The sequence below is a fragment of the Streptomyces sp. MNU76 genome (assembly GCF_020982545.1).
Classification (GTDB): domain Bacteria; phylum Actinomycetota; class Actinomycetes; order Streptomycetales; family Streptomycetaceae; genus Streptomyces.
This window is the reverse complement of record NZ_JAJKLK010000019.1, coordinates 1,374,636-1,388,936: the sequence shown is the minus strand read 5'-3', so window position 1 is coordinate 1,388,936 and position 14,301 is coordinate 1,374,636. Positions and strand designations below refer to the sequence as shown.

The window sequence follows — 14,301 nt, the reverse complement described above, 5'->3', positions numbered from 1 at the left end:
GCCGCTCAGTTCTCCACGCCTCGGTTCAGCTGGTGCAGCAGGTGCGCGAGTTGGGCCACCTCGTCCCTGTCCCAGTCGGCGAGCTGTCGTACGTAGGCGACCCGCCGTGCGTCCCGGACCGCCCGGAAGCGGGCCCGGCCCTCGTCCGTGAGGTGGACGAGCCAGGCGCGGCCGTCGGCGGGGTCGGGTTCGCGGGCGATGAGGCCGAGGTGTTCCAGGGCGCGGAGCTGCCGGGACATGGTGGCCTTGCCGACGCCGATGTAGGCGGCGAGTTCGGTGGCGCGCAGCCGGCCGGTCTCGTCGAGGCGGGCGAGCAGGCCGTAGGCGGCGGACTCCAGATCGGGGTGGACGGCACGGGCCATCTCGCCGGACTTGGCGCGGGCGCGCCGCAGCAGGACCGTCAACTCGCGCTCCAGCGCGAGGAACGCCTGGTCCATGCCGGCCCCGACAGCACCGCCGTCGCCGTTTCCGCCCTCGTCGTGCACGTCAGCGCTCCTGCCTTTCCGATCCGGGTACCTGCGGGTCAGTATTTCGCAGGTGGGGGCGGACATGGTCCAGGTCGCCCGCGGGTCCGGTGGGGGCTGGTCGCGCAGTTCCCCGCGCCCCTGAAAAGCCGGGGCTGCGCCCCGTGCTTTTCAGGCCCGTCGCCGGTCGCTTTCCAGGGCCGCGGGGGCCTGGATCTTTTAGGGGCGCGGGGAACCGCGCGAGAAGCCCCACCGGGCCGCACCCGTGGAACGACGCCCACCGCGCCCCCACCCGGAGGGTCACGCAGCCACAGGCACCCCAACCTCCGCCGGAGCCAGCGCCAGCTCCAGCACCTGGCGGACATCGGTCACCGCGTGCACATCGAGCTTCTCCAGCACCTCGGCGGGCACATCGTCGAGGTCCGCCTCGTTCCGCTTGGGAATGACGACGGTGGTGACACCGGCCCGATGCGCGGCGAGCAGCTTCTGCTTCACCCCGCCGATCGGCAGCACCCGCCCGGTCAGCGACACCTCCCCCGTCATCGCCACGTCCGTACGGACCAGCCGCCCGGACAGCAGCGACGCGAGGGCCGTCGTCATGGTGACACCGGCGCTGGGGCCGTCCTTGGGGACCGCGCCCGCAGGGAAGTGGATGTGCACGCCCCGGTCCTTGAGGTCGGCGACGGGCAGCTCCAGCTCCGCGCCGTGCGAGCGCAGGAAGGAGAGGGCGATCTGCGCGGACTCCTTCATCACGTCACCGAGCTGGCCGGTGAGGGTCAGTCCCGCCGCGCCCGTCTCCGGGTCGGCCAGCGACGCCTCGACGTAGAGCACGTCGCCGCCCGCGCCGGTGACCGCGAGCCCGGTCGCGACACCCGGCACCGCCGTACGCCGCTCCGCCGGGTCCTGGGCCGACTCGGGCACATGGTGCGGTCGGCCGATGAGCCCGCGCAGATCCCCGTCGGTGACGGTGAACGGCAGCTCCCGCCGGCCCAGTTCGTGCTGGGCCGCGACCTTGCGCAGCAGCCGCGCCACGGACCGCTCCAGGTTCCGTACGCCCGCCTCGCGGGTGTACTCACCGGCGAGCCTGCGCAGCGCGCTCTCGTCGAGCACGACCTCGTCGGCGTCGAGCCCGGCGCGCTCCAGCTGCCGGGGCAGCAGGTGGTCCCGGGCGATGACGACCTTCTCGTCCTCCGTGTACCCGTCGAGCCGGACGAGTTCCATCCGGTCGAGCAGGGCCTCGGGGATCGCCTCCAGCACGTTTGCGGTGGCGAGGAAGACGACGTCGCTCAGGTCCAGCTCGACCTCCAGGTAGTGGTCCCGGAAGGTGTGGTTCTGCGCGGGGTCGAGGACTTCGAGCAGCGCGGCCGCCGGGTCGCCCCGGAAGTCGGAGCCCACCTTGTCGATCTCGTCGAGCAGGACGACCGGGTTCATGGACCCGGCCTCCTTGATGGCGCGGACGATACGGCCGGGGAGCGCGCCCACGTACGTGCGCCGGTGTCCGCGGATCTCGGCCTCGTCGCGCACACCGCCGAGCGCGACCCGGACGAACTTCCGTCCCATGGCGTGCGCGACGGACTCGCCGAGGCTGGTCTTGCCGACGCCCGGCGGCCCGACGAGCGCGAGCACGGCACCGCCGCGCCGCCCGCCGACGACACCGAGGCCCCGCTCGGCCCGCCGCTTGCGCACCGCGAGGTACTCGGTGATGCGCTCCTTCACGTCCTCCAGCCCGGCGTGCTCGGCGTCGAGGACGCCCTTGGCGCCCTGGATGTCGTAGGCGTCCTCGGTCCGCTCGTTCCAGGGCAGTTCCAGGACGGTGTCGAGCCAGGTCCGGATCCATCCGCCCTCGGGCGACTGGTCGCTGGACCGCTCCAGCTTCTCGACCTCCTTGAGCGCGGCCTCCCGTACCGCCTCCGGCAGGTCGGCGGCCTCGACGCGGGCCCGGTAGTCGTCGGACTCCTCGCCGTCCTTCTCGCCGTTCAGCTCACGCAGTTCCTTGCGGACGGCTTCGAGCTGGCGCCGCAGCAGGAACTCGCGCTGCTGCTTGTCGACGCCCTCCTGGACGTCCTTGGCGATGGTCTCGGCGACGTCCTGCTCGGCGAGGTGGTCGCGGAGCAGCTGGGTGGCGAGCTTCAGCCGGGCGACCGCGTCGGTGGTCTCCAGGAGCTGGATCTTCTGTTCGAGGGTGAGGAAGGGCGAGTAGCCGGAGTTGTCGGCGAGCGCGGAGACGTCGTCGATGGCCTGCACCCGGTCCACGACCTGCCAGGCACCGCGCTTGCGCAGCCAGCTGGTGGCAAGTGCCTTGTACTCCTTGACGAGTTCGGCGACCTGTCCGGGCAGCGGCTCCGGCACGCCGTCGTCGATCCGCGTCCCCTCGACCCACAGGGCGGCACCGGGCCCGGTGGTCCCGGCCCCGATCCGCACCCGGCGCACTGCCCGGATGAGCGCCCCGGGGTCGCCGTCCGCCAGCCGTCCGACCTGCTCGACGGTCCCGAGCACGCCGATGCTCGCGTAGTTGCCGTCGATACGCGGCACCAGGAGCACCTTCGGCTTCCCGGGTTCGGCCCGCGCGGCCGCCTGCGCGGCCTCCACCGCGGCCCGTACATCGGTGTCATTGAGGTCCAGCGGCACCACCATTCCCGGCAGCACGACCTCTTCGTCGAGCGGCAGCACGGGCAGGGTGAGCGGTGCGGACGTCGATGCCATGATCTCTCCCTCGGCAGTCAAGTTGAGCTATGCCGACTCAATGCAGAGGGGCCGGGGAATGTTCCCCGAGCGACCACCCGTTCGCTGTGGGCGATCACGAGCCCACCTGGACGCACCCCGAAAACATCATACGTAATACCCTTCTCCCAGCCTCACCTATTACAACGAGCGCGGGGGTCTAGGTGGACCGAACAGACCGAACAGTGCGGGCATGGGTCGACGGGTGGGTCGTGTCCCGGGGAGCGGCGCCGCCGGTGGTCGAGCCCTGGGGCTTCACGATCGACATGGGCCTGGCCCACCACGTCACCCGCCACGTCCTCTCGGCGGCGAACGAGGAGGTGGAGGAGAAGACGGTCCGGAAGGTCGCCGACGCCGTCACCGGGGCCGGCACCTGGCTCAAGGTCTTCACGGACGCGTCGACGGTGGGCCCCTGGCTCGGCGAGGGATGGTGGATCGACCCCGACCCCGGCTTTCTGATGACCGTACGACTGAGGCCCCGCGAGACCCCGATGGTCTCCCTGCCCGACGGCTACCGGCTGCGCACCTGGTCGCGCGGCGGCGTGATCCGGGTGATGGTCGCGGCGCCGGACGGTTCCCTGGCGGCCCGCGGTCAGATCGTCCCGACCGGAGCGACGGCGGTCGCCGACCAGATTGAGACGTCCCCGGCCCACCGCCGCCGCGGCCTCGGCACGTTCGTCATGGACACCCTCGCCCAGGCCGCCCTCGAACAGGGCGCGGAGACGGGAGTACTGGCCGGCACACCGGACGGCCGAGCCCTCTACGCGTCACTGGGCTGGACGGTGACGGCCCCACTGACGAGCGCGAGGTTCACCGGCCGCCCCTGACGGGCGCGGCACCACGCACCACTCCCGTACCACCGGCCACATCGCCACCCCGATCGCCAGGGCCAGCAGATGCCCCCAGTTGGTCATCGGGTCCGCGAACGCGATCAGGTCGTCCAGCAGCATGCCGCCGAAGCCCAGCAGCAGCGGCCACCGCAGCCACGGCGGCAGCAGTCCCGCCAACGCGCCCGCGCTCGCCGCCACCCCGAAGCTGATGCCGTGGTCGAGGCGGTGGAGGGAGCTGTCGGGGAGGTGCCCGACCAGGACGGCGAGGCCCACGGGGACCTCCGTCGCGAGGGTGGCGAGGACATGGCCCAGCAGGAAGACACCGGCCGTGCGCCACCCGCCGATGCGGCGTTCCAGCGCGGTCAGCACCAGCAGGAAGGCGAAGACGTACACGGAGCCGACCCCGCCCGCGACCCACAGCGCGCTCGTGCCCAGGACCGACACCGGGGAGTGGGCCAGATGCGCCACGTCCGTACTGGAGCCCTGGTGCAGGGCGCGCACCAGGGCGGGGTCGGCGTACGCGGCGACCAACGAGGTCAGTGCGAGGACGGTGGCGTAGAAGAAGGTGAAGGGCGTGCCGACGGGAGTGGGGAGCAACCGCCAGGGGCGCGGGAACTGGGTACGCCGGCTCTGGTCGGACGCAGCCCCGGCACGCGTCCCGGGCTCCGCGCCGAGCCCCACGCCGGGCTCGACCGGGCACGCCTCGGATCGCGCCGCACACGCCTCGGATGTCACCGCGTACGCCACCGGCTCCCGCCCGGGTCTCGCCGCCGGGTGCCGCGGAATGCCGTCGAGGATGGGCCCCGCGGTCTCCACAGTCTCGCCGGCATCCAAGGTGAGGCGCTCCTTCCGTTTCACCTCACCTTCGACGGCCCGGTACGCCCTTGTCCGTGATCCCCGCCACGGGGAGGGCGATTCACAGCAAGCCCGACAGTTCTACGACCCGGACCCGCTCGTGCGAACCGGCGGTTACACGAGTCAATCACCCGTTCTTTCAAGCCATCTGCCGCGTGAGAGTGGCCACTTGACCCCTATCTGGTCCGCGCCCGGTTTCGCTGATTCCCTGAAGGGCCTGCGCGACGAACCGCCACCCGTACAAGGAACTCCGAATGTCCACAGCCCCGTACCGTGACCCGAGCCGCCCCGTCGACGAGCGGGTGGAGGATCTGCTGGCCCGGATGACCCTCGCGGAGAAGGCTGGTCAGCTCTTCCACTCGGCGCTGACGATGAACGGCGACGGGACACTCGCCGAGGCGAGCGACGGACCGTCCCTCCGGCAGGGCACCACGGAACTGGTCGTGGACAGCCATCTGACCCACTTCCACCTCGTCGGCCGGCACGGGACGCGGGAGACGGCGGAATGGGTCAACCGCCTCCAGGCACGCGCGGCCGACACCCGGCTGGGCATCCCGGTGACCCTGTCCACCGGCCCACGCCACTCGTTCACCGACAGGGCGGGCGCCCTCTTCGGCGCCGCCGCCTTCTCGGCCTGGCCCGATCCACTGGGCCTGGCGGCGATCGGCGACCCGGAGCTGGTGGAGAAGTTCGGCGACACCGTCCGCCGCGAGTACCTCACCCTCGGCCTCCGCGTGGCCCTGCACCCCCGGATCGACCCGCCACCGGCCCCCACCGGGCCGGCCGGGCCCACCGGCCGAACCATCGCGGCTCACCCGCCGACGTCACGAGCGCGCTGTTCAGGGCGTACGTACGCGGCCTCCAGGGCCCCCGGCTCGGCCCGCGCTCCGTCGTCGCGGTGGCCACGTACTGCCCCGGCGGCCCGCAACAGAACGGCGGGGAACCGCGCTTCGCGCACGACAGGGATCCGGTCCGTCCCGGCGGCACGCACGACCACCGCCTCGCGCCCGTCCGGGCGGCCGTCGAGGCCGGATGCTCGCAGATGATGATGCCGCACCACGGCCGACGAACCGGTGCGGACGGCGCTGCGGAGATCGGCTTCGGCCTGGACCGGGACGCCTTGACCGGCCTGCCGCGCGAACGCCACGGCCTCGACCGCGTCGCCTTCGACGGCGTCGTCCGCACCGACCGGGGCCTGCTCACCGACGCCCCCGCCGACGGCGACACACACCGCACCCGCGCCTGGGGCCTCGACCACCTCACCGTCGCCGAACGCGCCGCGAAGGCCCTGGACGCGGGCGCCGACCAGTTCGGCGGCGACCACGGCGAACAGTGCCCCGAGATGATCGTCGAACTGGTCCGGTCCGGCCGGATCGCCGAGGAACGGATCGACGCCTCCGTCCGCCGCCTCCTACGCGAGAAGTTCGTCCTCGGCCTCTTCGAGAGGCGGTACGTCGACCCGGACCGCGCCGAGGAGACCGTCGGCGCCGGCGAGTTCACCGCTCTCGGCGAGGCCGCCCAGCGCCGCTCGCTCACCGTCCTGACCAACCACTCCCTCCTTCCGCTCACCGACCGCCCGAACCTGTACGTCGAAGGAGTGGGCGCGCAGACGGCGTCCCTGTACGGCAACGTCGTGGCCGACCCGGCCCACGCGGACGCGGCCGTGCTGCGGCTGCGCACGCCGTACGAGGAACGGCTGGAGGAGACCCTGGCGCTGCTGGCGGCGGTGCCCACCCTGGTCTGCGTCAACCTGCAACGGCCCGCCGCGCTCCCGGAGATCGCCGCGAAGGCCGCCGCACTCGTCGCCGACTACGGGGCCTCGGACACGGCCCTGCTCGACGTGGCCTTCGGCCGGGCCCGCGCGGAGGGCCGACTGCCTTTCGAACTACCGCGCTCCCTGACGACCGTCGAGCCCTCCCACCGGGCGGCCCCCGACGACACCGAGCCCCCGCTCTTCCCGTACGGCCACGGCCTGACGCTCTGACAGCCGGCCCACCGGGCCTCGCCGGGCCGTCGTAATTCGGCTGCCCCGGCCCAGGGAGCACGTAAGGATGGGCGGATGCCCATCACCGACGAACCCGTAGTCATCGACCGTCACGAGGGCCCCTACGGCGAGGTCGTGCTGCGACGGCACGGAGAGCTGTTGCAGATCATCGCCAACGGGTGCTTCCTGATGGACACCTCGGACGGCCGCTCGGAGCGGCTGCTGGTCGACGCCGCTCTCGCCGCGCTGACGGATCGTTCTCGGCCAAGTGTGCTCATCGGCGGTCTGGGCGTCGGCTTCTCGCTCGCCCACGCCGCCGCGGATCCGCGCTGGGGGCCGATCGCAGTTGTCGAACGCGAACCCTCCGTCATCGCATGGCACCGCTCCGGTCCGCTGGCCGAGGTGTCCGCCGGGGCACTCGCGGATCCCCGTACGGAGATCGTGGAAGCCGATCTCGTCAAGTACCTCGATGAGACGTCCGCCACGTTCGACGCGCTCTGCCTGGACATCGACAACGGGCCCGACTGGACCGTCTCCGAGAGCAACGACAGCCTCTACTCGCCGAACGGACTGGCAGGCTGCGCAAGGGTGTTGAGGCCAGGTGGGATCCTTGCCGTGTGGTCGGCGCGGCCATCTGCGGAATTCGAGGAAACCTTGGGGAATGCCGGGTTCCAACAGGTGCGTACCGAAGAGATCCCGGTTGCCCGAGGAGTTCCGGACGTGGTGCACCTCGCGGTCCGACCTGGATAGCCCTGGTGCGGCGACTGCCCGTACCCTGCTTGCCTGACGCCGATCATTCAAGCGTCAATCGCAGTCATGCGCAGCCATGCGTAGTCAAGGGATCACCCCACGGATTCCGGAAAGCAACACAGGGGCGGGCGATGGAGCAGACACACACCACCCACAGCAACACCACGGCGACACCGGGCGCGCAGCGCCGGGTCCTCGTGGTCGAGGACGACGCGACGATCGTCGACGCCATCGCGGCCCGCCTGCGCGCCGAGGGTTTCGTCGTCCAGACCGCGTCCGACGGACCGGCCGCGGTGGACACCGCGGAGGCCTGGCAGCCCGATCTGCTGATCCTCGACATCATGCTGCCCGGCTTCGACGGCCTGGAGGTGTGCAGGCGCGTCCAGGCTCAGCGGCCCGTCCCCGTGCTGATGCTCACCGCCCGGGACGACGAGACGGACATGCTGGTCGGGCTCGGCGTCGGCGCCGACGACTACATGACCAAGCCGTTCTCCATGCGGGAGCTGGCCGCACGCGTGCACGTCCTGCTGCGTCGGGTGGAGCGGGCCGCGCTGGCCGCCACCACGCCGCGCTCGGGGATCCTGCGCCTCGGTGAGCTGGAGATCGACCACGCGCAGCGCCGTGTGCGGGTGCGCAGCGAGGACGTGCACCTCACGCCCACCGAGTTCGACCTGCTCGTATGTCTCGCGAACACCCCGCGTGCCGTACTCTCGCGCGAGCAGCTGCTCGCCGAGGTGTGGGACTGGGCGGACGCGTCCGGGACGCGGACCGTGGACAGCCACATCAAGGCGCTGCGGCGGAAGATCGGCGCGGAGCGGATCCGCACGGTGCACGGTGTGGGGTACGCCCTGGAGACCCCGACTCCCTGACCCGTGCCCGCCGTTCCGTGTGCGCAGGGCACACGTAGGCACGCAGGCACGTAGGCACAAGGGGCTGGTGGCGTGATGAGCGGAGTCGGTGACCCGAGGTCCCGGAACCGAGGGCTCGGTGGCGCGCAGTCGCGGAAGGGCGCGGGCCCGCTCGGCGGAGTGCGCCCCTTCTCGATCAAGACGAAGCTGGGCGCGCTCGTCGTCATCTCGGTCCTGATCACCACCGGTCTGTCGATGATCGCGGTGCACACCAAGACGGAACTCCGCTTCATCACGGTGTTCTCGATGATCGCCACACTCCTGATAACGCAGTTCGTGGCGCATTCGCTCACCTCGCCGCTGGACGAGATGAACGCGGTCGCCCGGTCCATCTCGCGCGGCGACTACACCCGCCGGGTCAGTGAGAACCGCCGGGACGAACTGGGCGACCTCGCCCACACGATCAATCTCATGGCGGACGAGCTGGAGGCCCAGGACCGCCAGCGCAAGGAGCTCGTGGCGAACGTCTCCCACGAGCTCCGTACGCCCATCGCCGGCCTGCGCGCGGTCCTGGAGAACATCGTCGACGGCGTCACCCAGGCCGACCCGGAGACGATGCGCACGGCCCTGAAGCAGACCGAGCGCCTGGGTCGCCTCGTGGAGACCCTCCTGGACCTGTCCCGCCTGGACAACGGCGTGGTCCCGCTGCGCCGTCGACGCTTCGAGGTCTGGCCGTACCTCTCGGGTGTCCTCAAGGAGGCCCAGATGGTCTCCTCGGCCCGTGGTGGCGTCGCCTCGGACTCGGGCAAGCACACGCGTACGGACGTACACCTGCACCTGGACGTGCACCCGCCGGAGCTCACCGCGAACGCCGACCCGGAGCGCATCCACCAGGTCGTGGCGAATCTCATCGACAACGCGGTCAAGCACAGCCCGGCGCACGGCCGCGTGACGGTGAAGGCCCGCCGGGGGCCGACCCCGGACTCCCTCGATCTGGAAGTCCTGGACGAGGGCCCCGGCATCCCCGAATCCGAGTGGCACCGCGTCTTCGAACGCTTCAACCGGGGCGCCGTCAGCTCCCCCCACGGCCCCGGCAGCGACGGCGGCACGGGCCTGGGCCTGGCCATCGCCCGCTGGGCGGTCGACCTCCACGGCGGCCGAATCGGAGTAGCAGAGTCCCCGAAGGGCTGCCGAATCCAGGTGATCCTCCCCGGCCTCCCCCCAAAATCACACAGCCCGGCAAACACCTAGAACGCGGCCACGCCGGAACTCCCACCCCGCAACCGAACCCTCCCCACCACGAAGCCCCCGAACCCGAGCTCCCCGCATGTCGCCAGAGGCGAGGCGACCGGCCCAAGACCCCACACGCTTCCAGAGGCGAGGCGACCGGCCCAAGACCCCACACGCTTCCAGAGGCGAAGCAACCGTCCCGAGAAGCCGCAGGCTTCCAGGGGCGCGGGGAACTGCGCGAGAAGCCCCACCGGACCCGCACCCGACAACGCATCCCCTTCGCCCCACCATCCCCACCCACCCCCACCCACCCAGGGGTCTGGGGCGCAGCCCCCAGGGACAGGATGGGACGGGTAGGGGCGGCGGGGGCGGAAAAATCCCCGATACCCACATTGCGCCTGGCCGAATCCCCCCACCCTTGCCAGATTTCGCTCATCCTCCCGGGGCTTACTTCTCTCCCAAGTTGACGTAAAGTTCGAACCGGAGCCACAAGATCCATGGCAGATCCGCCCAGCCGGACACGTGTGATCAGGTGCGTTCGAGCAGAGGGCCGCGTGCACATCCCCGCAGGCCCCGCCCGACGCATGCCCAACCCATGGCCCCCACACCCATTCCAGACCGGAACCACGCTTGTTTCCCGCCATTTCCACCCCCGAAACACGCATTCCAATGTGACTTACGCGACGAAGAGTGGGCTCGACCTGACCTTCCCGGCCATGGGGGCGTAGCCTTTATTCCCGCTGTCCATCACCTTGTGAAGCGGAAGAGGGCGGTTGCCGCCGTGTCGCCACAGTCCCCCAGTAACTCGAGCATCTCGACCGACGCAGACCAAGCGGGTAAGAACCCCGCCGCGGCCTTCGGTCCGAACGAGTGGCTCGTCGACGAGATCTATCAGCAGTACCTCCAGGACCCGAATTCGGTAGACCGAGCCTGGTGGGACTTCTTCGCCGACTACAAGCCAGGCGCAGCTGCCGCCCCGGCTCCGGCGAGCTCTGCGGCCACGGGGCCCGCAGCGACCACCACACCCGCGGCCCCCGCCGCCCCGGCCCAGGCCGCACCCGCCGCCCAGGCCGCACCCGCCGCCCCGACGCCCGCGGCAGCGGCCCCGGCCCGCGAAGCGCGCAGCCGCGCCCGCGGCCGCCGCGCCCGCGCCGCCAAGCCCGCGGCAGCCGCCCCGGCGAAGCAGGCCTCGCCCGCCGCTGCCGCCGCCGGCGGCCCGGAGCTGATCACGCTGCGCGGCCCCGCCGCCGCCGTCGCGAAGAACATGAACGCCTCCCTGGAGCTGCCCACGGCCACGTCCGTGCGCGCGGTCCCGGTGAAGCTGCTGTTCGACAACCGCATCGTCATCAACAACCACCTCAAGCGCGCCCGGGGCGGGAAGATCTCCTTCACGCACCTGATCGGCTACGCGATGGTGCAGGCCATCAAGACGATGCCGTCGATGAACTGGCACTACGCGGAGAAGGACGGGAAGCCCACCCTCGTCAAGCCGCCGCACGTCAACTTCGGCCTCGCCATCGACCTGGTGAAGCCCAACGGCGACCGCCAGCTGGTCGTCGCGGGCATCAAGAAGGCCGAGACGCTGAACTTCTTCGAGTTCTGGCAGGCCTACGAGGACATCGTCCGCCGCGCCCGTGACGGCAAGCTGACGATGGACGACTTCACCGGTGTCACGGTCTCCCTGACCAACCCCGGCGGTCTCGGCACCGTCCACTCGGTCCCGCGCCTGATGCCCGGCCAGTCGGTCATCATGGGCGTCGGCTCCATGGACTACCCGGCCGAGTTCCAGGGCACCTCCCAGGACACCCTGAACAAGCTGGGCATCTCGAAGGTCATGACCCTGACCTCGACGTACGACCACCGGGTCATCCAGGGCGCCGCCTCCGGCGAGTTCCTGCGGATCGTCGCGAACTACCTTCTCGGCGAGGGCGGCTTCTACGACGACATCTTCGAGGCCCTGCGCATCCCCTACGAGCCGGTCCGCTGGCTCAAGGACATCGACGCCTCGCACGACGACGACGTCACCAAGGCCGCCCGCGTCTTCGAGCTGATCCACTCCTACCGGGTCCGCGGCCACGTCATGGCCGACACCGACCCGCTGGAGTACCGCCAGCGCAAGCACCCCGACCTGGACATCACCGAGCACGGGCTCACCCTGTGGGACCTGGAGCGCGAGTTCGCGGTCGGCGGCTTCTCGGGCAAGGCCCTGATGAAGCTCCGCGACATCCTCGGCGTCCTGCGCGACTCGTACTGCCGTACGACCGGCATCGAGTTCATGCACATCCAGGACCCGAAGCAGCGCCGCTGGATCCAGGACCGCATCGAGCGCCCGCACACCAAGCCGGAGCGCGAGGAGCAGCTGCGCATCCTGCGCCGGCTGAACGCGGCGGAGGCCTTCGAGACCTTCCTGCAGACCAAGTACGTCGGCCAGAAGCGCTTCAGCCTGGAGGGCGGCGAGTCCGTCATCCCGCTGCTGGACGCGGTCATCGACTCGGCGGCGGAGTCCCGCCTCGACGAGGTCGTCATCGGCATGGCCCACCGCGGCCGGCTGAACGTCCTCGCGAACATCGTCGGCAAGTCGTACGCGCAGATCTTCCGGGAGTTCGAGGGCAACCTCGACCCGAAGTCGATGCACGGCTCCGGCGACGTGAAGTACCACCTGGGCGCCGAGGGCACCTTCACGGGCCTGGACGGCGAGCAGATCAAGGTCTCCCTGGTCGCGAACCCCTCGCACCTGGAGGCCGTGGACCCGGTCCTGGAGGGCGTCGCCCGCGCCAAGCAGGACATCATCAACAAGGGCGGCACGGACTTCACGGTCCTGCCGGTGGCCCTGCACGGCGACGCGGCCTTCGCGGGCCAGGGCGTGGTGGCCGAGACCCTGAACATGTCGCAGCTGCGCGGCTACCGCACCGGCGGCACGGTCCACATCGTCATCAACAACCAGGTCGGCTTCACCGCGGCCCCCGAGTCCTCGCGTTCCTCCATGTACGCGACGGACGTGGCCCGCATGATCGAGGCCCCGATCTTCCACGTGAACGGCGACGACCCGGAGGCCGTGGTCCGCGTCGCGCGGCTGGCGTTCGAGTTCCGCCAGGCGTTCAACAAGGACGTGGTGATCGACCTCATCTGCTACCGCCGCCGCGGTCACAACGAGTCGGACAACCCGGCCTTCACCCAGCCGCTGATGTACGACCTGATCGACAAGAAGCGCTCGGTGCGCAAGCTCTACACCGAGTCCCTGATCGGTCGTGGCGACATCACCCTGGAAGAGGCCGAGCAGGCGCTGCAGGACTACCAGGGCCAGCTGGAGAAGGTCTTCACCGAGGTCCGTGAGGCCACCTCCCAGTCGGTGTCCGCCGAGGTCCACGACCCGCAGGACGGCTTCCCGGTCGCGGTGAACACCGCGATCACGGCGGAGACCGTCAAGCGCATCGCCGAGTCCCAGGTCAACGTCCCGGACCACATCACCGCCCACCCGCGTCTGCTGCCGCAGCTCCAGCGCCGGGCGGCCATGGTCGAGGACGGCACCATCGACTGGGGCATGGGCGAGACCCTCGCGGTCGGCTCCCTCCTCCTGGAGGGCACCCCGGTCCGCCTCGCGGGCCAGGACTCGCAGCGCGGCACCTTCGGCCAGCGTCACGCGGTGATCATCGACCGTGAGACGGGCGAGGAGTTCACGCCGCTGATGTACCTCTCCGAGGACCAGGCGCGGCTGAACGTCTACAACTCCCTGCTCTCCGAGTACGCGGCGATGGGCTTCGAGTACGGCTACTCGCTGGCCCGCCCCGAGTCCCTGGTGATGTGGGAGGCCCAGTTCGGCGACTTCGTCAACGGCGCCCAGACGGTCGTGGACGAGTTCATCTCGTCGGCGGAGCAGAAGTGGGGCCAGACGTCCGGCGTCACCCTGCTCCTCCCGCACGGCTACGAGGGCCAGGGCCCGGATCACTCGTCCGCCCGCCCGGAGCGCTTCCTCCAGATGTGCGCGCAGAACAACATGACGGTCGCCATGCCGACCTCCCCGTCGAACTACTTCCACCTCCTGCGGTGGCAGGTGCACAACCCGCACCACAAGCCGCTGGTCGTCTTCACCCCGAAGTCGATGCTGCGCCTCAAGGCCGCCGCGTCGAAGGCGGAGGAGTTCACGAGCGGCGAGTTCCGTCCGGTCATCGGCGACGGCTCGGTCGACCCGAACGCGGTCAAGAAGGTCGTCTTCTGCGCAGGCAAGGTCTACTACGACCTGGAGGCCGAGCGTCAGAAGCGCGGCATCACGGACACGGCGATCATCCGCATCGAGCGCCTCTACCCCCTCCCCGGGGCCGAGGTCCAGGCGGAGGTCAACAAGTACCCGAACGCCGAGAAGTACCTCTGGGCCCAGGAGGAGCCGGCGAACCAGGGCGCGTGGCCCTTCATCGCCCTCAACCTGATCGACCACCTCGACCTCGCGGTCGGCGCGGACGTCCCCCACGGTGAGCGGCTCCGCCGCATCTCCCGCCCGCACGGCTCGTCCCCGGCGGTCGGCTCGGCCAAGCGCCACCAGGCCGAGCAGGAGCAGTTGGTCCGTGAGGTGTTCGAGGCGTAACAGCGCTCGAAGACCGCACGCCACCGGGCCGCACCCCCTC

The 14,301-nt window shown here is 70.8% G+C and carries 9 protein-coding genes; 6 read left to right on the top strand and 3 right to left on the bottom strand.

Features of this window, described 5'->3' with window-relative positions; all coding sequences use genetic code 11:
* Positions 1-5 precede the first annotated feature (5 nt).
* Positions 6-485, bottom strand: coding sequence for a MarR family winged helix-turn-helix transcriptional regulator (locus tag E4N62_RS32785; protein ID WP_230220130.1), 480 nt, complete (start codon positions 483-485; stop codon positions 6-8).
* 279 nt (positions 486-764) lie between these two features.
* Positions 765-3,167 (bottom strand): endopeptidase La, encoded by a 2,403-nt coding sequence (lon, locus tag E4N62_RS32780; RefSeq protein WP_230220128.1) that lies wholly within the window; start codon positions 3,165-3,167, stop codon positions 765-767.
* 254 nt (positions 3,168-3,421) lie between these two features.
* Between lon and E4N62_RS32775 the strand changes: the two genes are divergently transcribed.
* Positions 3,422-4,012, top strand: coding sequence for a GNAT family N-acetyltransferase (locus E4N62_RS32775; protein WP_230220125.1), 591 nt, complete (start codon positions 3,422-3,424; stop codon positions 4,010-4,012).
* On the opposite strand, the gene E4N62_RS32770 is transcribed toward E4N62_RS32775, so the two are convergent.
* On the bottom strand, positions 3,953-4,873 hold the full coding sequence (locus tag E4N62_RS32770; RefSeq protein ID WP_230220123.1) for a rhomboid-like protein: 921 nt from the start codon (positions 4,871-4,873) through the stop codon (positions 3,953-3,955). The genes E4N62_RS32775 and E4N62_RS32770 overlap by 60 nt on opposite strands.
* 502 nt (positions 4,874-5,375) lie before the next feature.
* Between E4N62_RS32770 and E4N62_RS48235 the strand changes: the two genes are divergently transcribed.
* From E4N62_RS48235 to E4N62_RS32740, 5 genes are all read left to right on the top strand, one after another.
* On the top strand, positions 5,376-6,854 hold the full coding sequence (locus E4N62_RS48235) for a glycoside hydrolase family 3 N-terminal domain-containing protein (protein WP_308185946.1): 1,479 nt from the start codon (positions 5,376-5,378) through the stop codon (positions 6,852-6,854).
* A 75-nt stretch (positions 6,855-6,929) separates the two neighbouring features.
* Positions 6,930-7,604: a spermidine synthase gene (locus E4N62_RS32755; protein WP_230220121.1), complete on the top strand. Its 675-nt coding sequence runs from the start codon at positions 6,930-6,932 to the stop codon at positions 7,602-7,604.
* 131 nt (positions 7,605-7,735) lie between these two features.
* Entirely contained in the window at positions 7,736-8,473 is a 738-nt protein-coding gene (locus E4N62_RS32750) for a response regulator transcription factor (protein WP_184899333.1), read from the top strand.
* 75 nt (positions 8,474-8,548) lie between these two features.
* Complete coding sequence (locus E4N62_RS32745; RefSeq protein WP_230220120.1) at positions 8,549-9,703, top strand: cell wall metabolism sensor histidine kinase WalK; 1,155 nt, start codon at positions 8,549-8,551, stop codon at positions 9,701-9,703.
* A gap of 760 nt (positions 9,704-10,463) precedes the next feature.
* A complete protein-coding gene (locus tag E4N62_RS32740; RefSeq protein WP_230220118.1) occupies positions 10,464-14,261 on the top strand; it encodes a multifunctional oxoglutarate decarboxylase/oxoglutarate dehydrogenase thiamine pyrophosphate-binding subunit/dihydrolipoyllysine-residue succinyltransferase subunit in 3,798 nt (1,265 codons plus the stop codon).
* The last annotated feature ends 40 nt before the right edge of the window (positions 14,262-14,301 follow it).

Excerpts from the sequence above, each read along its gene's own strand:
- lon (WP_230220128.1), bottom strand. The coding sequence starts at position 3,167 with ATGGCATCGACGTCCGCACCGCTCACCCTGCCCGTGCTGCCGCTCGAC.
- E4N62_RS48235 (WP_308185946.1), top strand. The coding sequence starts at position 5,376 with ATGGGTCAACCGCCTCCAGGCACGCGCGGCCGACACCCGGCTGGGCAT.
- E4N62_RS32755 (WP_230220121.1), top strand. The coding sequence starts at position 6,930 with ATGCCCATCACCGACGAACCCGTAGTCATCGACCGTCACGAGGGCCCC.
- E4N62_RS32750 (WP_184899333.1), top strand. The coding sequence starts at position 7,736 with ATGGAGCAGACACACACCACCCACAGCAACACCACGGCGACACCGGGC.
- E4N62_RS32745 (WP_230220120.1), top strand. The coding sequence starts at position 8,549 with ATGAGCGGAGTCGGTGACCCGAGGTCCCGGAACCGAGGGCTCGGTGGC.